This is a genomic window from Enterobacter cloacae complex sp. HYC074_NIDB (assembly GCF_056673345.1).
Genome location: NZ_CP114214.1, coordinates 2,535,020 through 2,553,855 on the forward strand (window position 1 = coordinate 2,535,020; position 18,836 = coordinate 2,553,855).

General features: G+C 51.9%; 18 protein-coding genes and 2 pseudogenes. 3 read left to right on the plus strand and 17 right to left on the minus strand.

Annotated features, from left to right (window positions below; all coding sequences use genetic code 11):
• A protein-coding gene (locus tag O1724_RS12405; protein ID WP_223433957.1) for an IS1 family transposase occupies nt 1-698 on the minus strand; the annotation gives its coding sequence in 2 pieces (ribosomal slippage) (nt 1-449 and nt 449-698; 699 coding nt in all).
• Between the two features lie 325 nt (nt 699-1,023).
• On the opposite strand from O1724_RS12405, the gene ompC reads away from it, so the two are divergent.
• Complete coding sequence (ompC, locus tag O1724_RS12410; RefSeq protein WP_003856933.1) at nt 1,024-2,184, plus strand: porin OmpC; 1,161 nt, start codon at nt 1,024-1,026, stop codon at nt 2,182-2,184.
• 34 nt (nt 2,185-2,218) lie between these two features.
• Here ompC and O1724_RS12415 read toward each other — a convergent pair whose 3' ends face one another.
• The 3 genes from O1724_RS12415 to O1724_RS12425 form a co-directional block, all read right to left on the minus strand.
• Entirely contained in the window at nt 2,219-2,641 is a 423-nt protein-coding gene (locus tag O1724_RS12415; protein WP_032648425.1) for a GFA family protein, read from the minus strand.
• Between the two features lie 3 nt (nt 2,642-2,644).
• On the minus strand, nt 2,645-2,842 hold the full coding sequence (locus tag O1724_RS12420) for a hypothetical protein (RefSeq protein ID WP_003856931.1): 198 nt from the start codon (nt 2,840-2,842) through the stop codon (nt 2,645-2,647).
• A gap of 221 nt (nt 2,843-3,063) precedes the next feature.
• Nucleotides 3,064-3,195 carry a hypothetical protein gene (locus O1724_RS12425; protein WP_255301129.1) on the minus strand — a complete coding sequence of 44 codons (132 nt, stop codon included), beginning with the start codon at nt 3,193-3,195 and terminating at the stop codon, nt 3,064-3,066.
• A gap of 70 nt (nt 3,196-3,265) precedes the next feature.
• On the opposite strand from O1724_RS12425, the pseudogene O1724_RS12430 reads away from it, so the two are divergent.
• Both O1724_RS12430 and ttcA read left to right on the plus strand, forming a co-directional pair.
• Nucleotides 3,266-3,463, plus strand: a pseudogene (locus tag O1724_RS12430) (tyrosine-type recombinase/integrase); the annotation flags it as partial.
• Nucleotides 3,464-3,512: 49 nt separating this feature from the next.
• Entirely contained in the window at nt 3,513-4,448 is a 936-nt protein-coding gene (gene ttcA, locus O1724_RS12435; RefSeq protein ID WP_001186974.1) for a tRNA 2-thiocytidine(32) synthetase TtcA, read from the plus strand.
• 43 nt (nt 4,449-4,491) lie between these two features.
• Here the strand turns inward: ttcA and dbpA are convergent, their stop codons facing one another.
• From dbpA to tssF, 13 genes and pseudogenes are all read right to left on the minus strand, one after another.
• Nucleotides 4,492-5,865, minus strand: coding sequence for an ATP-dependent RNA helicase DbpA (gene dbpA / locus O1724_RS12440; protein ID WP_126296831.1), 1,374 nt, complete (start codon nt 5,863-5,865; stop codon nt 4,492-4,494).
• Nucleotides 5,866-5,922: 57 nt separating this feature from the next.
• Nucleotides 5,923-6,075, minus strand: a complete 153-nt coding sequence (gene ynaL, locus O1724_RS12445; RefSeq protein WP_015570430.1) for a proline-rich small protein YnaL — start codon at nt 6,073-6,075, stop codon at nt 5,923-5,925.
• A 274-nt stretch (nt 6,076-6,349) separates the two neighbouring features.
• The gene (zntB, locus tag O1724_RS12450; RefSeq protein ID WP_023314230.1) at nt 6,350-7,333 is read right to left on the minus strand and encodes a zinc transporter ZntB; all 984 of its coding nucleotides are present in this window, start codon (nt 7,331-7,333) and stop codon (nt 6,350-6,352) included.
• Between the two features lie 90 nt (nt 7,334-7,423).
• The gene (locus tag O1724_RS12455; RefSeq protein ID WP_126296832.1) at nt 7,424-8,554 is read right to left on the minus strand and encodes a methyl-accepting chemotaxis protein; all 1,131 of its coding nucleotides are present in this window, start codon (nt 8,552-8,554) and stop codon (nt 7,424-7,426) included.
• A gap of 316 nt (nt 8,555-8,870) precedes the next feature.
• A complete protein-coding gene (locus tag O1724_RS12460) occupies nt 8,871-9,359 on the minus strand; it encodes a hypothetical protein (RefSeq protein WP_126296833.1) in 489 nt (162 codons plus the stop codon).
• Between the two features lie 28 nt (nt 9,360-9,387).
• Nucleotides 9,388-10,704 (minus strand): VasL domain-containing protein, encoded by a 1,317-nt coding sequence (locus O1724_RS12465; protein ID WP_126296834.1) that lies wholly within the window; start codon nt 10,702-10,704, stop codon nt 9,388-9,390.
• 23 nt (nt 10,705-10,727) lie between these two features.
• Nucleotides 10,728-11,183 (minus strand): type VI secretion system baseplate subunit TssE, encoded by a 456-nt coding sequence (gene tssE / locus O1724_RS12470; RefSeq protein WP_045895854.1) that lies wholly within the window; start codon nt 11,181-11,183, stop codon nt 10,728-10,730.
• A 417-nt stretch (nt 11,184-11,600) separates the two neighbouring features.
• The gene (locus tag O1724_RS12475) at nt 11,601-11,900 is read right to left on the minus strand and encodes a hypothetical protein (RefSeq protein WP_223307880.1); all 300 of its coding nucleotides are present in this window, start codon (nt 11,898-11,900) and stop codon (nt 11,601-11,603) included.
• A gap of 76 nt (nt 11,901-11,976) precedes the next feature.
• Nucleotides 11,977-12,960 carry a DUF6402 family protein gene (locus O1724_RS12480; RefSeq protein ID WP_126296835.1) on the minus strand — a complete coding sequence of 328 codons (984 nt, stop codon included), beginning with the start codon at nt 12,958-12,960 and terminating at the stop codon, nt 11,977-11,979.
• Nucleotides 12,961-12,964: 4 nt separating this feature from the next.
• The gene (locus O1724_RS12485) at nt 12,965-15,427 is read right to left on the minus strand and encodes a type VI secretion system Vgr family protein (RefSeq protein ID WP_126501558.1); all 2,463 of its coding nucleotides are present in this window, start codon (nt 15,425-15,427) and stop codon (nt 12,965-12,967) included.
• A gap of 4 nt (nt 15,428-15,431) precedes the next feature.
• Nucleotides 15,432-15,956: pseudogene (tssJ, locus tag O1724_RS12490) on the minus strand (type VI secretion system lipoprotein TssJ).
• A 35-nt stretch (nt 15,957-15,991) separates the two neighbouring features.
• Nucleotides 15,992-17,074: a type VI secretion system baseplate subunit TssG gene (tssG, locus tag O1724_RS12495; RefSeq protein WP_045895805.1), complete on the minus strand. Its 1,083-nt coding sequence runs from the start codon at nt 17,072-17,074 to the stop codon at nt 15,992-15,994.
• Nucleotides 17,038-18,807: a type VI secretion system baseplate subunit TssF gene (gene tssF / locus O1724_RS12500; protein WP_045895803.1), complete on the minus strand. Its 1,770-nt coding sequence runs from the start codon at nt 18,805-18,807 to the stop codon at nt 17,038-17,040. Before tssF ends, tssG begins: the two co-directional genes overlap by 37 nt.
• Nucleotides 18,808-18,836: the final 29 nt, after the last annotated feature.

Genomic DNA, 18,836 nt, shown 5'->3' on the forward strand with positions numbered 1-18,836 from the left:
TTACTGATAGTGTTTTATGTTCAGATAATGCCCGATGACTTTGTCATGCAGCTCCACCGATTTTGAGAACGACAGTGACTTCCTGCCCAGCCTTGCCAGATGTTGCCTCAGATTCAGGTTATGCCGCTCAATGCGCTGCGTATATCGCTTGCTGATAACGTGCAGTTCTCCCTTCAGGCGTGATTCATAAAGCGGCCAGCCATCCGTCATCCATACCACGACCTCAAAGGCCGACAGCAGGCCCAGAAGACGCTCCAGCGTGGACAACGTGCGTTCACCGAATACGTGCGCCACAACCGTCCTCCGTATCCTGTCATACGCGTAAAACAACCAGCGCTGGCGTGATTTAGCGCCGACATAACCCCACTGTTCGTCCATTTCCGCGCAAACAATGACGTCACTGCCCGGTTGTATGCGTGAGGTTACCGACTGCGGTCTGAGTTTTTTAAGTGACGTAAAATCGTGTTGAGGCCAACGCCCATAATGCGTGCACTGGCGCGACATCCGACGCCATTCATGGCCATATCAATGATTTTCTGATGCGTACCGGGTTGAGAAGCGGTGTAAGTGAACTGTAGCTGCCATGTTTTACGGCAGTGAGAGCAGAGATAGCGCTGATGTCCGGCAGTACTTTTACCGTTACGCACCACGCCTTCAGTAGCTGAACAGGAGGGACAGCTGATAGAAACAGAAGCCACTGGAGCACCTCAAAAACACCATCATACACTAAATCAGTAAGTTGGCACCATTACCGAATTATGGATGAAATAATCTTAAAGGCATATAACGGCGTGGAGATTACCTTGTTTTCCGCGTAATTAATAATTTTTATTTTGTATTGATTATAATAATTCATTCATGACGTTTATCATTATTTCAACCGCATCATTTAGTTTAGATTTTACTTAACCCGTAACAATTATATTTTATTCATCCGCCGCCAGAGTGATTTAGCATGGGACACCTTTCCAGCCCGGAAAGTTCACTAAGCAATAAAAAAATAACTGCAAAGGAATAATCAAAATGCAAAGAAAAGTACTGGCACTGATGATCCCCGCTTTGTTAATGGCTGGAGCCGCTCACGCAGCTGAAATTTATAATAAAGACGGCAATAAACTGGATCTGTATGGCAAAGTAGATGGTCTGCATTATTTCTCTGACGACGCGTCTAAAGATGGCGATCAAACCTATATGCGTCTGGGTTTTAAAGGTGAAACCCAAATCAACGACATGATGACCGGCTTCGCCCAATGGGAATATAACATTCAGGCAAACAACACCGAAGGTTCTGACAATCAGTCCTGGACGCGTCTGGCCTTCGCGGGCGTGAAAGTGGGCGATTACGGCTCCTTCGATTACGGCCGCAACTATGGCGTCCTGTACGACGTTGAAGGCTGGACCGATATGCTGCCAGAATTTGGTGGCGACTCTTATACTTATGCCGATAACTTTATGACCGGTCGTGCAAACGGCGTGGCGACCTACCGTAACACCGACTTCTTTGGTCTGGTGCAGGGTCTGAACTTCGCGGTGCAGTATCAGGGTAATAATGAAGGCAGCAACTGTGACGAGTATGGCTGCTCTCAGGAAGGCACTAATAACCGTTCAGATAACAACATTCGTAATCAAAACGGTGATGGCTTCGGTATCTCCACCACCTATGACTTTGGCATGGGCTTCAGCGCGGGCGCGGCATATGCGTCATCTGACCGTACCAACGATCAGGTTAGTGCTGGCACTGGCGCAGCATCTCAGTATGCAGGTGGCGATAAGGCAGATGCATGGACTGCCGGCCTGAAATATGACGCTAACAATATTTACCTGGCGGCAATGTATTCCGAAACCCGCAATATGACCCCTTATGGTTCAACTGATAGCCAGGATGGCGGCGGTATTGCAAACAAAACCCAGAACTTCGAAGTCACCGCACAATATCAGTTCGATTTCGGTCTGCGTCCGGCCATTTCCTATTTACAGTCTAAAGGTAAAGACCTGGGCAATGGCCAGGACGATAAAGACCTGGTGAAATATGCTGACGTCGGTGCTACCTATTATTTCAACAAAAATATGTCCACCTATGTTGATTATAAAATCAACCTGCTGGATGAAGATGATTCATTCTACAAAAACAATGGCATCGGTACGGATGACATCGTAGCGTTAGGTCTGGTTTACCAGTTCTAATCCCGTTAGCCCGCAGCGATCTGCGGGCTAGTTTTCATCGCTGTTTCGCCTGTTCTTTACGGAAAGAGAGATAGCCAAATACCCCGCTGTCGCCATCCATAGGGTGATTTACTCCATCCATTACCACCACTTCCGGGAAGTCGAATGGAGTGACATTTTCCAGACAGGCGACATTCACTCCATATTCATTGGGATTGGAACGTCGTTGGTGGAACGTGTAAATACCGCAAATCGAACAGAAGAAATGGCGCGCCGTGCCGGTGTTGAAACGGTACTCTGTGAGCGTGTCCGCGCCCTGCGTCACCTTAATGCCCGTCAAAGGCGCTGAAACCACGACCGCCCCACGCATCCTGCAAAACGAGCAGCTGCATCGACGTGCGGTATTCAGGCCGTCCGTCAGCTCAACCGTAAATTTCACCGCCCCACAATGACACTGTGCATGACGAATGTCAGCCATCGCTTATACCCCTTTTCTCACTAACTCAGCCGCTTTTAAAAAGACCTCATCTTCGACACCATCCCCCTTCTGCCTGCCGAGCCTTACCAGTTCATCGACAATGCTTTCACGGTTGATGATCTTCTGGGATGAAACCAGCCCGATAACGGCGGCACCAATCGCCAGCCCAACTAATCCTGTCTGCTCGTCTTTATTTTTCATAGAAGCGCTCCCTTGTCCCCCTCAAAAGCGTAGCAGGAGAACTGTAAAACGCGCTGGTACGCGGGAATGAAATCCGTGCTTTATCTCACCCGTTCATCCGGCAAAAAAGGGATGGATTCTGAGCGGTTATCAGACGACGTTGATGAGGATAACGTGAATAGCGGTGCGCGTAGAGAGGCCGTAATGGGTGTTAAAACCGCCTTCGTAAAGGCGGTTGGTCATTACTCTGGATCTTTATCGCCTGATTCAGGCGCTGAGCCAGGATCATCTTTCGGTTTTCTTCCATCCTTTTCCGGGTTATCCGGGCTGGGATTATAATCAGGATGGTCACCATGAACGGGACGGTCAGTCATTTTCACCTCCGTTTTTACTGCGTAAGCTGTAAGTGTAGACAACCCTTCAGTCTTAACCAAACTTCTCCTGTGGGGCTCATTTGTAAATCGTGCTGGCATTCGGCGCTGCAATCCGTACCATACACGACACACTTTCGCATGCTGGTTTTTACCGGTAGCCGCAAACCCGTCTTTTATAGCTAACCAGATGGGGCACGTAAATGCGCAGATGGTGTATGAAATCTATGCTACATGGATAGAAGAGATGAACACGAAGCTGACGCTTTGAAATCGTTTTCCTCACCCTGTGCCCCATTTGAGATCTGAGTAACGAATAGATGCAACAAAATCAAGAGATTAACAAGAAAGAACAATACAACCTGAATAAACTGCAAAAGCGACTGCGCCGTAACGTGGGCGAAGCCATTGCAGACTTCAACATGATTGAAGAAGGCGATCGCATCATGGTCTGCCTGTCGGGCGGTAAAGACAGCTACACCATGCTGGAGATCCTGCGTAATCTACAGCAAAGCGCACCGGTGAACTTTTCCCTGGTCGCGGTTAACCTCGATCAGAAACAACCTGGCTTCCCGGAGCATATCCTGCCGGAGTACCTTGAGAACCTGGGCGTTGAGTACAAAATCGTAGAAGAGAATACCTACGGCATTGTTAAAGAGAAGATCCCAGAGGGCAAAACGACCTGCTCGCTCTGCTCACGTTTGCGTCGCGGCATTCTGTACCGCACCGCAACCGAACTGGGTGCCACCAAGATTGCGCTTGGCCATCACCGGGACGACATTCTGCAAACGCTGTTTCTGAATATGTTCTACGGCGGCAAAATGAAGGGAATGCCACCGAAGCTGATGAGCGACGACGGCAAACACATCGTGATCCGCCCACTTGCCTACTGCCGCGAGAAAGACATTGAGCGTTTCTCTCAGGCCAAAGCCTTCCCTATCATTCCGTGCAATCTGTGCGGCTCACAGCCGAACCTGCAACGTCAGGTCATTGGCGACATGCTGCGTGACTGGGATAAACGCTATCCGGGCCGCATCGAAACCATGTTCAGCGCCATGCAGAACGTGGTGCCTTCGCACCTCGCCGACGTTGAACTGTTCGATTTCAAAGGGATTAACCACGGTTCAGAAGTGGTGAATGGCGGGGATCTGGCGTTTGATCGCGAAGAGATCCCGATGCAGCCTGCTGGCTGGCAGCCAGAGGAAGAGGATGCGCAATTCGATGAACTGCGCCTGAACGTAGTAGAAGTCAAGTAACCTGGCAGCGTCTCAGATATCGTTTCTGAGACGCGTTTTAAGCTTACTTCAGCAGTCGAACGCGGCAGGTTTTCCCTTTAATCTTCCCGCCCTGCAACTGTTTCCAGGCCTTATGCGCAACCGACTGGCGAACCGCTACGTAGACATGCGCAGGGTAGACCGTTATCTTGCCAATATCTGCCCCGTCGAGACCGATATCCCCTGTTAACGCCCCCAGAACGTCACCGGGACGCATTTTGGCCTTTTTACCGCCGTCGATGCACAGGGTGGCCATTTCCGCCGCCAGCGGAGCGATGCTGATATTACCTGGGGTATTCACCCAGTTGAGTTTCAGTTGCAGCATTTCCGAAAGAATATTAGCGCGCTGCGCCTCTTCAGGTGCGCAGAAGCTGATGGCGAGACCACTGTTACCCGCACGCGCAGTACGCCCGATGCGGTGGACATGCACTTCCGGATCCCATGCCAGTTCGAAATTCACCACCAGCTCAAGCGATTTAATATCCAGGCCACGGGCCGCCACATCCGTTGCAACCAGCACGCGAGCGCTGCCGTTAGCGAAACGCACCAGCGTCTGATCGCGATCGCGCTGTTCCAGATCACCATGCAGCGATAATGCGCTCTGCCCGGCATCATTCAGGGCATCGCACACCGCCTGACAGTCTTTTTTGGTATTACAGAACACCACGCAGGACGCTGGCTGGTGTTGGCTCAGCAATTTTTGTAGCAGTGGAATTTTGCCCTGCTGCGATGTCTCGAAGAACTGCTGCTCAATCGCCGGCAACGCATCGACAGTATCGATTTCAATGGTCAGCGGGTTCTTCTGCACGCGCCCGCTGATCGCCGCAATCGCCTCAGGCCAGGTGGCAGAAAAGAGCAGCGTCTGACGCGTGGCTGGCGCAAAGCGGATCACTTCGTCAATCGCATCGCTGAAGCCCATATCCAGCATGCGGTCAGCTTCATCCATCACCAGCGTTTGCAGTGCATCGAGTGAAACGGTGCCTTTTTGCAGGTGATCGAGCAGACGGCCCGGCGTTGCCACAATGATATGCGGCGCGTGCTGAAGGGAATCGCGCTGCGCACCAAACGGTTGCCCGCCGCAGAGCGTTAAAATTTTAGTGTTAGGCAAAAAACGCGCCAGACGACGCAGCTCACCCGCGACCTGGTCGGCCAGCTCGCGCGTCGGGCAGAGTATCAGGGACTGAGTCTGAAACAGGGTTGCATCAATGTGTTGTAACAGGCCTAGCCCGAATGCAGCCGTTTTTCCACTGCCGGTTTTCGCCTGCACGCGCACGTCACGGCCTTCAAGGATAGCCGGCAGCGCGGCGGCCTGGACAGGGGCCATAGTGAGGTAGCCCAACTCATTCAGGTTAGCCAGTTGGGCTTCAGGCAGAACGTTCAGCGTGGAAAAAGCGGTCACAATATACTCTCGTAGTAATGATTGCAGTCAGATGGCGCGTATCCTCGCAGATCTGCGCTAACGATGCGACAATTTAATCGGCTCTTCATCCGGCGGTGGATCAGGCATCGGCTGCGGACGTGGGACAGGATCGGGTATCGGCGTCGGATCGGTGGGCACCGGATCGGACTGCCAGGTGTTCAGGCGTTGCAGGGCAAGTAGCATACTCATCTTTTCCTCCAGATTAGGGTGCTGACCCCTAAAGGGTAGACGCAGATAAACAGGAGGCAAAAAAAAGCCGACTATGAAGTCGGCGTCGTACGAATCAATTGTGCTATGCAGTAATTCAAAAAAAGGAAGTAAGACAATATGGAGCGCAACGCCCATCGCTTGACGTTGCATTCACCTGCGGGAGTAATATTGCACCTAACATGGTCGGAGTTTATTGACTTCGCTCAATTAAAATGTCGTTTTGAAGCCGACTCTGCCACAGAAAAGCGTAAATTTACAGCCATTTACTACGATGCAACCACCACGCAACACCGCCAATCAAAACCACTAACATGACGCAAAATGTCGTGAAGCCATAGTGATATTCACCGCCGGGGATCCCTCCTAGGTTTACGCCAAACAACCCCGTCAGGAAGGTACTCGGTAAAAAGACCATCGCCATCAGCGACATGGTGTACGTTCTCCTGGCTAACGACTCCTGCATTACCTGGGCTATCTCATCCGCCATGACTGCCGTTCTGGCAATACATGAGTCAATCTCGTCCAGACCACGTCCGAGCCGGTCAGCGATATCCTGCATTCTGCGGCGCTGATCGTCGTTCATCCAGCTCATGCGTTCGCTGGCCAGTCGCGCATAAACGTCGCGCTGGGGGGTCATATAGCGGCGCATCACGATGAGCTGTTTACGCAGCAACGCCAGAAAACCACGTGGTGGGATTTGCTGATCGAGCAAGTTATCTTCCAGATCGATGATTTTATCGTGAAGTTCTTCTATAAACTCGCTGGCATGATCGGTCAACGCATCACACACATCCACCAGCCAGCTGCCGCAATCCGTTGGTCCCGTGCCCTCTTTCAGATCGTTAATGACGTCATCCAGCGCCAGCACTTTTCGCTGGCGGGTGGAAACAATCAGCCGTTCATCCATATAAACACGCATGGCCACCAGCTGATCCGGACGCTCATCCGTACTGCCGTTTATACAACGCAGCGTAATTAACGTCCCCTCACCCATCCGGCTGACGCGGGGTCTGAGACTTTCTCCCGCCAGCGCATCCCGAACGTTGTTGGGCAATAGCGGCGTGGACGCGAGCCACTCGGCGCTGTCCGGGTGCGTGTAGTTGAGGTGCAGCCAGCATGGATGTTCGTTGTCGATATGATCCTGATCTTCAAGCGGCCTTGCGCCGCCACGTCCATCAAACACCCATGCAAAAACTGCGTCAGGTACGTTAACCTCAGACCCTTTGATGCTCTCCACAGCGCCTCCACCGTTTTATCTCTTTCGGTGTCAGTCTAGCTTTCGCCGAGGGTTAAGCAATAATTATGTGAGGCATCGTCCTGAATACGCTCAGGAATTCACCGCCCATTCGCGGCTTCTTAACGCATTGTCAGCCTGGAGCTCATTTTCCAGACGGAAATTACGTGTTCGTGTCTGGAGCTCAATCACCTGATTGCGCAGCACATCTGACGATCCATTGAGTTCTTCAACCATCGACACGTTGCTCTGCGTTACGCGTTCAAGCTCAGACAATGCCTGCGTAATTTGTGAAATACCTTTTTCCTGTTCTGATGTTGAGGCGGATATTTCATCCATCAGTCTGCTCACATTGCCCGAACCGGTAACAATATCATGCATATTTTTTTCGGCTTCAGAGACCACGTTAACGCCCTGTGTCACGTTATGGCTGGTAACTTCAATCAATGACTTAATATTTTTTGCCGCTTCGGCGCTACGATGCGCAAGGCTTCTCACTTCGCCCGCGACCACAGAAAACCCTTTACCATGGTCGCCCGCTCTTGCCGCTTCAACGGCGGCGTTAAGCGCCAGAATATTGGTCTGAAAAGCGATACCGTCAATCAGCGAGATAATCTCTGTCATTTGCTGGGCGCAGTCGGTAATCGACTGCATATTGTTCGCGACCTGCCCCATTAACTCTCCGCCTTTACGCGCCTGCAACGTCGCGAGATTCGCCTGTTCGCTGGCTAAACGGGTATTGTCGGCATTATTTTTTGTACTTGCAGCCATCTCTTCCATGCTGGCTGCCGTTTGCACCAGCGAAGCTGACTGCTGTTCTGTTTTGACGGAAAGCTGCGCGCTGCGTGAAGAGAGTTGATCTGACAGGGTCATCGCGGTTTGCGAGGAGGCGCGGATCTCACGGACCAGCGTTGCAATGTTGCTGGAGAGACTATTAATCCCCGGGATCAGACGTCCCGCACAGTTGTTGCCAAATTCAGGTATCGACACGCCAAGTTTGCCTGACGTCACTTCTTCAATACTTTTTTTCACAGTATTGATCGGCGTCACAAGATATTTTGTCATGTACGCCCAGAGTAAAAATAAGGCGATGAATTGTACAATTATGACTGCAATAAAAAGCGAAGAATTCCGTGAATATAGCGCTATAACTCCATCACTTACCAAAAATACACATAAAAGGAAATAGACAATGAACGTTCTGACACTAATATTTCTTAGCATACGTTTTCCTGGGACATTATATTTTGGTTGGCATTAAGGGTTATAGCATTGCCATACGAATTTGTCCTCACGTTCGTCGCTGGTTTGTTGTTTTGCAGTTTGATATGTGCAGTTTTACTTAAGGCGGATAAAAAGCATGTGTTACGGTAAATATCTGGCTTGTCGTTTGGTTACTGATACTCCTTCAATAACGGTAATTATATATTTAAGGAGAGATACTGTAGAGTGCCGATGTTTAGTGGTGCTTAATAAGTTAACGTAGTTAATATATATTAACTACGTTATTGCACGCCCCTTCCGTTAGGGTGGCTGACGTTCAGGCCAGACAGTCGATAGACTGGAAAAAACAGTCCTCAGTCATGAGGATATTCTCTTTTGCACTTTGATGCCCGCGACGAATATACCAGCCTGCTTCAGGCGCCATGCTTAAATGGAATATCCTTGCCCCCGACAGACTATCGGGGACAGTAATACTCATCGTCACACACCCCTTCTCCGACCCCCTGATCACCTGTTTTGGCATAATGGTGACGCTGCGATCCCCATTTTGCAAAATGATCGTCGTAATAGCATAACGACATATACCGCTACTAAGGCTGTAGCCAACCGTACTTAAATCGGTGATATGTTTTTTAGATAAAAATATTTCAATACCAGAACCTTCAAACCATGTAATGATTTGCTGCGCAAGATCCTCCATCCGCTCACAAAACGCCCTGACTTCGGCCTCAGCCGTATTAACATAGATCGGTTTGTCCCCGATACTCTGTTGCACTTTCTTAAAAAAACGCTCTCTTGCTGACATGTCAACTCCGTGTTTTTCGCCAGTCTCATTATTCTTTTTGGTGCTTCAGCAGAGCATAGCTGGCAATCAACTGCTGAAGATGCTGTTCGGTCTGGTTTAGCTGCGCTGCTGACAGGGGTTGCCCGGCAGGTAAAATGGAAAGCAGACGAAGCTGCTCCTCAAGCGGAACGGTATGGCTGAAGGACTGCGACATGGCAAACACGGCTGATTTCAGTTCACTCACCGTCATATACCTCCCCTTCTGTTCATCCAGTGCGTTCAGCCTGTTCGTCAACTGCTGTAACTGCGTCATCCCCTGATGCCAGCCATTCAGATCTGATTCTGCAAGTCCGGCAACGCTAATCTGCTTGTGCCACTGTTGCGCCAGGGGTTTGGCCTCTTCAGGCCACAGCGTCAGCGCCTGCTGCACCAGACGGTCGCCGTAGCTTACTGCCCAGTCTGGTTTCAGGTGTAAAAGCTGCGCTAACATCTGCTGTGTCTTACTGATCCCCGGTTCAGGTGGCGGTGACGTTTGTTGCAGCGCCTGCAACTGTGCTGTAGAGAGTCCTTCAGGTATAGGAGCCAGGGACGCGGCCAGCTGCATTTGCGCCGAATCTGGCGCATGCATCATCTGCCATCCCACTGCGACAACACTGGCAGCCACCAGCATGGACAACATACCCGCAGCAAATGGCTTCCACTGCTTCACGGATACAGGAGGCTCTTTATTCAGCAACGGCTCGGGCTGAACCACATAAACCCTTTTACAACGCTCTGTCGGTTCTGTGAGGTGGAGTTCCGCGGCCCCCACCGCGTTCCCCGGCAGACTTACGCCCGTATTTTCGCTGTTTTCCAGACGCACTGCTGCGTTCTGCATCATCGAGCGCAGGGCATCAAGCTGAGCAGCATGCTTAAGTTCGAGGCGCTGCAACATGTCACTCAGAGCGTTCAGATTCTCCTCAGCCTGATAAAGCTGCCCTAAATCGGCATACGTCAACGTCAGCGTTCTCATCACCTGTTGCAGGCGTTTGCTCAGTGCGCTGAGGATTTCAACTCGCGCATGAACAGGCTGTGGCCAGAGGCTACCCCACTGACGGACGACCAGGGCAGCCAGTAGCGCCAGCCCTTCATTCATGCCGTAGAGTCCGGCAAGATGCGTGCGGGCGAGCGTATACCAGGCAGCCGTTTGTAGCTCCACACCGTTGTGCTCGAACAGTGACAGACAGAGCGTTTCCGCATGTTGCCAGTTAACATCCGGGCGTGCCGGATGGGTGAGCTTGTTCATTTCGTCGCGCAAGGCAGCGTAATCCGCAAGCGTGCGCGGATCCCCGCCGGTTTTAAGTTGGCGTTCAGAATTTATTGTCATAACTGTTTTAACCTGAGTAATAACTAGATGGCGGCTCGTGCATCGAGGTATTGCTGTTGTTTCAGATGACGGATTAATACCCTGCCCTCGGGCATAAATTCCGTGCCGTAGCGCACCAGCCCGACCCCCTTCAGCTCCGCATCAATGGCGTAGCGGAGTTCACCGGGCTGAATCTGTTCCTGCATCACCACATTAATCCGGCTCAGGCGCGGCTCGTATTTCAGCAACACAGCCGACAGTGTGGTGATCAGCTGGTGGGCGGTCCCGGGCATTCCCTGGAGGATTTTTGTCATATCCGGCAGGCCGTAGTCCGGCAGGTGAGCCAGCGTACCGGCGCGGCAGTTGAGTACCCGCTGCATATTATCGAGTACCGATAAAATCACCTGATTCTGTTCGCTGACCTGGTTGAGGCTCAGGCCTCCTGAGAAATTACCGCTCAGCATTTCATAAAGCGATGGCGTGTTGTGTCCCTGTGGCATCAGTCATTATATGAACACATTCCGTTTGCAAAGCATCCATTGTTTAGACATTGACGGGTAGGGTTCAGCATCATTCCTGGCTTATTTGCAGCTATAACGCTGCCAGCCCTAATGTAATTCGCTGACTCCCCCCTTATTTCCTTTGCGGCTTTAAGCCCAGTGACTGATTCAGGTGTAGTGAGTCCTGGTCTTACCTGTCTTTGTCATTACACTGGCCGCCAGAGCAACCTTTCAGTATTCACCCATTTGTTAAGAGTTTATATTCATCCGTATCAGCGATTAGTATGACCGGATACTGATATGATCCTTACCGTACTTATGGTAATAAGTCGCTATAGCCCATCCTATTTCATTGCCTTAATCGCGTTTCCAGGTCAATTCTGACCAAGGGGGCGGAGGGGATTGGCATTTTAAACGTTAAGCACACTCTGGAATTTTCCATCCAGCCCACCCTTCACTTGTTGGATACATTGCATATTGCCCGTGCCATTCTGGTGCAACCGAATCAGAGAACTGAGCTTGCCAAAAGTGCCATGCAGAGCTTTTTATTTTATTCCCATTGGAATCATATACAACAAAAAAAGATTGGTTGGAAAACAACCGTAACACTCTCCCGATACCACCATATGGTCGATAGTCAGGAATATAAGTAGTCAGTTCGCATTTATTATCTCGACTCCATATAGTATCATTCTTGATTGCGTTTTGATAAGCCATGGTCTTAATCACCATTAGCAAAACGCAAAAGAAGAAAACTGATATCAACATGAAGCAGCACGTTTTTTTTATAAAGCTATGCATTTATATTCACCTCTTTCCAGTAAATATATTCCTCCATATCTACCTTATTCAAATGAATGATAATGTTCGTAGGGATTTTTTTCACCGTCGAGTATACGAAAAAATCTCCAGTTTTATTTTCGCCCTTATATTTTTCCCGGTATCTCACAAAAGATGAGTTAGTAACTCTAAAGTATCTACAGTCACCTTCATCAATATATTCTTTTTTCAATAGTTCACTTATAATCCCTGGTTTGATGACACCATTCTCTCCCCAATAGCCTAACGGTTGATCATCACCATCATTCATAAACTCGTAGGTATCCCTAACGTACAATCCAAGCTCTTTAATTTCTAACCTCATAAAACCATCAGTATCTTTCGTGACATTAAGTTCTGTAAACGCAATTTTGATTATGAAAGAACCAAGAGCACCATACACATCATCCAGGGTATCTGTTGCTTTTTCCCACAATGTACTACCAATTTTTATAAAGTTAAATTGACTTGTTTTATCAAGCTCTATTGCTGACAGATTGCCATTATTTAAATAACAGTCCTTTATTTCATTATCAATAAAAAGACCTAATTCATCCAATCTGTTAATGATATAACAAAGGCCATTAGACAACTGTTGTGAGATTTGTTTTTTTCGCCCCAAATAGTCATTATACTCAATGACATTCGATACTTGCCCCACAAAAACATCGTAAATTGGCTTGATTCGTAACGAAGACGTTAGTAACCAGTCAAAGTCCAAATCTTCAATGATGTGACTTTTGTCCACAGTATTCACATCAACTTTATTTAGCTTCTCTTCACGTGACATTTCGTAATATGGATCATTGAACCATTTTCGCATGAAACGTGCTGACACTGACCAACCTTTTTTCTCCATCACATCCGGGATGTCAGTTATTTTGAAGATTTTGACCGGGACTGTTTGTTTACTTTCACTTTCATTTGTTAACTTTGATTTAATTTTTACATTCGCCACAAAATCACCCTATAAATAATGAATCTTGTTCTAGAACATTTAATTCCACTTCAGCCTCATCGGGATGACTAACGAAACTTGTGAAGCCCTTCTTGCATGTAGTCCCTTTAACGACCGAGCCTGTAGGTGAGGTCAATTCATATCCAATATTTGATATTGGCTCTTGGGTTCTATTATCTACAAGAATAAAACTCCTACGGAAAACATCTCCTGGCCCAGGTAAGAATGGGAGTTCTGGAGACTGAGCATTACTTCCCGCCACCATCGTCCTTTTAACCCGGCGCAGGTAGGTCGCCGTCGTGCCGTACTCGATTTTCCCCGCCTCCAGCCGCAGATAACTCCCGCCCCCGATGAGCGTGATGCGCTTTTTCCCCGCAAACGTGATGTCGCTCGCGGACGACAGGGTGAGCTTCTTTTCCGCGAACAGCTGCATTCTCCCGTTCTGCGCCTGCATCTCAACCGGGCCTTCACTGGCTTTCAGGCTCAGCTGGCCCGTTCTGGCAAACAGCCCGAGCTTTTCCCCCGACAGCGCCGTCATGTTGCCCATGACACCGGCACTGATATCCCCTCCGGCGTTAACGGCGACGTTTTTTGCCGCTGTCATCTGCATGTGCTCCCCGCTGGTCACGGCAACCCCTTCCGGGGCAGAGAACAGCAGGGTTTCATTCAGCGGCTTCAGGCGCTGCTCAAACATCTGTATCTGGCTGTCGATATCCGCCTTCAGCGCCTGCGCCTGCTCTGCCGCCATCTCCAGCTGCTGAAGCTGTCGCAGGCAGACGTCGATTTCCCTGAGTGCCGTGCTCATGTCCAGCACCCCGCCTGCGGCCTTCTGCTGCCCGTCCGCAGTGACAAACAGCCCCTTTGCGACGCGAATGACGCCGTGTTCATCGGTCCGGAGTTCAAATCCTTTGCCCCGGGGCTGCTCCTGCGCGTCCACCAGATGCCCGCTGTTCAGCTGCGTTTTGCCGTATTCCGTGGCGAGTTTGACATGCTCCTCCCCGCGCTTATCCTCCATCCGCAGCTTGTTGTTCGCCGGAGTGCGCAGCACGTTGCGGGTGTGGTTGTCGCGGGTCACGGGGTCGGGGTGTCTGGAGTCGTGCAGGGCGTGAGAGATATACGGCAGGTCGATGTCGCCGTTGCTGTACGCTATCGACACTTCGGTCCCGTCGGTGAGCGGCGTATGCCAGCCGTACGTCTCTCCGGCATACGGCTTCGCCATCCGCAGCCACAGGTATGCGAATCCCTGTTCCGCATCGTTCCGGTCAAAGTCCAGCCTGACGCGGTAGCGGCCCTGGTCGTCCAGGTGGGCGTAGATATCGTTCTTTTCCCGGCTCTCAATGCGGGCGGGCAGGGTACCGTGGATTTCCGGGCGCGAAACTTCCCTCGGGCGGAAACAGTACCGTTCGGTGTAGGGCATGCCCCAGACCGACACGTGCAGGCGGGAATCACGGGCGCCCCGGAAGGTCACCAGCGTGAGGATGACCCCCTCTTTCAGGGCAGCAATGACATCGCCCTGCGGCTCCAGCACCTGACCAGGTGACAGTACGGAGGCGTTGCTGAACAGGTGGATACGGACTGATTTATTGAGTTCCCGCTCGTGATGAAGCCGGGCATAAAATGCGCCGGATTCGGTTTCCGGCTCCGGGTCGCTGTCGTCGCCTGCTTCCCGGTACGGCGCGGCGTAGCGGTAGTGCTCGCCCGTCGTCACCGCATCACTGCGTACGCTGACCGTCGCATCCATCGGCGTGGTGGCTGTCCGGTAGTTGTAATCCCGCGTGGCGACGGTGCCGGTGACAATCCTGTGCCAGGTCCGCACATCCCAGACCGATTCTGCCGCACCGTCAAACAGACCCGATGGTTCGCGGTACGGCAGGCGCACGTCAAACCGGTAGTTAAGCTGGCTGTCGGCAAAAATGTACGTATCCAGACCGCACACATCATCCATCTCCGTACGCCAGTAAATCCCCACCTCAGACAGAATGCGCTGAATGAACTGCAAATCCGTCTCCCGCCACTGGGTAATAATTTCACGCGGCGGGTAGCTGCGCTCCAGCCGGAATTCAAAATCAGGCCCCTCCAGCCCGTGTCTGCGCAGAACCTGCTCCACCACCTCCGGCACGGACTGGTTCTGAAATACGGCGCACTGCCGGGTGTATCCCAGCAGCGCCAGCCGGGAACTGAGCGTGAGCCGGTAGTGAGACTGGTCTTTTGATGTGGACAGCCATTCAAGACGGGTCACTATGCCGTGCACATTTTTACCGCTCAGCATCCGGAAGGAGGCATATTTCATCAGCACCTGTTCCGGGGGAATATTCGCCTGCCCGGAGGTGAACTCGATGTCCCACCGGAAGGGCTCGCTCAGGGCTTCCCTGCCGCGAAAGCGCAAAACATCCGCCGTCACGGTACTGTCATTAATATCCAGAAAATAACGCGTCTGTCCGTCAAAAAGCGCCAGCCAGTTATCCATTACATCACTCCTTTACCGGAACGAGGCTGAGCCAGCCATCACCCAGTTCAATCTTACGGGGTTTGTCCGGGTCGAGGTCGTCACGGGTCAGTACCAGCCGCCAGCGGTTGTCCTGCATGTCGGGACGGTTAAACAGCCCCACCACCGCCACGAACTCAGCGTCTTCATCCATGGGCATATTAAGCGTCACGCTGCCCCCGGGCATCACCAGCAGCTATTTTGACGCCAGCTCGTCCTCTTTCAGGACCGTATCGGCCTTACGCAGTAGCGTCTGGTAGTCTGCTGCATCAATATTCTTACGGTCTTTAAGCTGGTAGACCCGCACCATCGTCGCCAGCGGCGTCTGTGCGCCATCGGCATTTATGGCCGTGCGCGGGGTAAAATCCAAATGCAGCGTTTTAATTTTCTTGTAGAAGATGGATTTCGTGATGCTAACCGTACCGTCCGTGACGGTCTGTGTCAGACCGCAGCCTGTGAGCAGACCACAGGCAATAAGCGTCAGCGCCCACCAGCGGGTTACTGTTGCCATTCAAAAGTTCCTTTATTGAGAATGTGAATACGTATTTAGTCGAAGCGGTAATGCCCGTCTTCAGCGGGAGGGAACACTGAACACCGGAGTCCTTCATAGCAGCCCAGACTGACGGTCAGTGTTTCCCGGTTATCGCTGAGTCTGCCGTCCTTCAGTCCGAGCAGGCCGGTACGCCCGAGCTGAATACGCCTGCCTTTGCCAAGGCGCGGCTCAGGCAACAACCACACGGGTACAGTGAGGCGCAGTCGGGCATTGCTGCGGTAACCAAGATAGACGCGCATCAGGACCAGCAAATCGGTATGGAGGATGCCACCGGGTAACCAGCCTTCGGCTTCGCCGGGATCTTCCGTGGCCAGTGTCACCAGCACTCTGCTACAGGCTTCCCTGCCCGTTTTACCCAGCGTGGCCCGCTGTGAAAGATGAACGCGGTTTCCGGTACCCAACCCACTGCGATTATCGATATGGACCTTTACCGGATCCGGTTCGGTGATAAATACCCGGGTATTCGGTGCCAGCAGGCTCACCAGAGCCTGGATGCCTTCAGCATTGCGGGTGGGCAATCGCATGGTACCCAGCAAGGCCAGGAAACGGGAAACCGGTGTTGCCACCTGATCAGCCGTGCCCGGTATACCGAGTCCCACCAGACCCAGCAGACATTGCGATGTGGCATCGCGCCCCCCCGCCTCAAAGGTGGCCGGATACGCGTATTTTCGCCAGATCCGGTAATACTGCGTGGTGATGCGGTGGCTGAAGATATCCAGAAACGAGGTGACCGCCTCATAGCCTTCCCGGCGCTGTGCAATGTCATCCAGATAAGACGTCGGCAGAGGGGAGTCCACGCCATACATCCCCAGAAATGTCGTGCGGACCGTTGGAGGCAATGTCGGATGGTCTTCGTCGGTCTCCACCGCTTTCAGGGTGCTGACCGGGAAACCCATTCCCGGCCAGGGTCTGAAACGTACCGGGTCGTTGCCCGGATGGCTGGTGGTGCCCAGTTTTGGCGCGTCCGGATTTTCCTGCTCCAGCAACTGGCAGAAACGATAGAAATTGACCCGCCAGATGTCTTTATCAAGAGCTAACGTCAGCCCGGTACGTGCTGGCTGTGATTCTCGCGCCATCTCAGTCGTTTCCCTGTCGGTTGCAGTACCAGCGTGAGCTGGTTAAAGAGGTGAATATCGGCATAGAGCGCGAAGAACCGGTGCAGCATCTCGCCGAAGAGATTCACATCGCCCTCGCCTGCAAAATTGTCCATATTCAGCGTGACCTCAATGTCCACTCCCCGCAGCATAAAGCCCTTCTCAAAACGGCGGATCAGAGTGTGCTTCACGGCGACGATTGCTTCAAGCCGACGGCGGTTCATTTCATCGTCGGTCCAGTCGTACAGCGCCAGCGTGCCCCGCAGGACCTCAGGATTGTCCATCATGCTGAGGAAGTTTGAGCCGAGGTGGCTCATCACTCGCCAGTGAAAGCGGTCGTTTGCAGGGGGGTACAGCGGCATCGTCGGTGCTGTGAGGTTGAGGACCCTGACGGGCACCTTGCCGGATTTGACCACCCTGTCCAGCAAAGTACTTTCCAGTGCCTTACGCGGAAGCTGACCGTTGGTCCCGGTTATTCGCATCGAGAGTGACTCCGGTTTTTCGGACAACTGCTCCAGTTCAAACGAGCGGCCACCGAGAATTAACCAGGTGTCATACAGGCCAGAGGGACCGCGTTTCACGCGGGTGTGGTAATAACGTTCAGGGGCATCGTGGCGCATCATACCGCCCCGGTGTCGGAAGCTGGTGAACGGTACATAAGGATGTTTGCCATTCTTGACCGCGCCGTGAATATTATCGACGCTGTAAATCTCGGTGTGACCATCCTGAAGACGCAATGGCCTGAGCAGGTATTCGTTCTCCAGAGGATTTAGCGTCAGCGGGTCGGCTTCCAGGGTAAAAAGGTTGATAACCGGCGCACAGTGCAGCCGGAAGTCTTCCGTCTCAAAGGGCAGATCGGATGACCAGGCTTCACTGAGTACAATGTCGATTTCAAACCAGGTGCTGGCCGCATTGAGCCCGATAGTGTCGAGACCGCGCAGCTCCACAAACATAAACTTTGGACGGAAGCTGAAATACTCCAGCAGCAGCTGGTAACCACTGAAGGCCGTATCGGCTTTTTTCCACAGGCCGTCATTGTCATCGAAGCCCATGGGTTTGCACCAGCCATCAAACTGATGACGTTCAGTATGCGTCCCGGCATGACGCGCATACATGGCATGTACACGCCGGGTCATTGCCAGATGCAGCGCAGAACTCACAGGACTCTCTGCGTTAAGGAATATGGCGACCTTGTCGATCCCGGCTTTACTCCAGTCCACTTTTTCAGGGCATTCGAAACGCAGACGGATAGCAGAGCGTCCATCGTTTTCAGTATGCAGGCGGGCATCTGCAAGGTGCAGCGGTTGTAGCGGCACATCGCGGGTCGTCCGGTACTGACAGGCGGTTTTATGCGGCCCGACAGGACGTGACAGAACGGAGAAGCCTTCAACCAGCATTTCGGCCTGACGCAGACCACGCCAGTCAGGCGAAAACTCAACGATGGCCAGCGACGGGATAGTCCGCATATAGTGCGGCCACAGCAGACTCACCAGTCCTTCAGTCAGTTCCGGCAGATCATCATCCAGCTTTTCTCGCAGACGGCCCATCAGGAAGGCAAAGCCTTCAAACAGGCGTTCCACATACGGGTCCCGGGCTCCGGGCTTATCGAGATTGAGCATTGCCGCCCGGTCCGGATGTGCCCGGGCAAATTCTTTTCCTGCCTCGCGCAGATAGCGCATTTCGGCTTCAAAATAGCGCAGGGTTAAATCATCCATGCTCGGTATTCCTGATAGTTAACAGACAA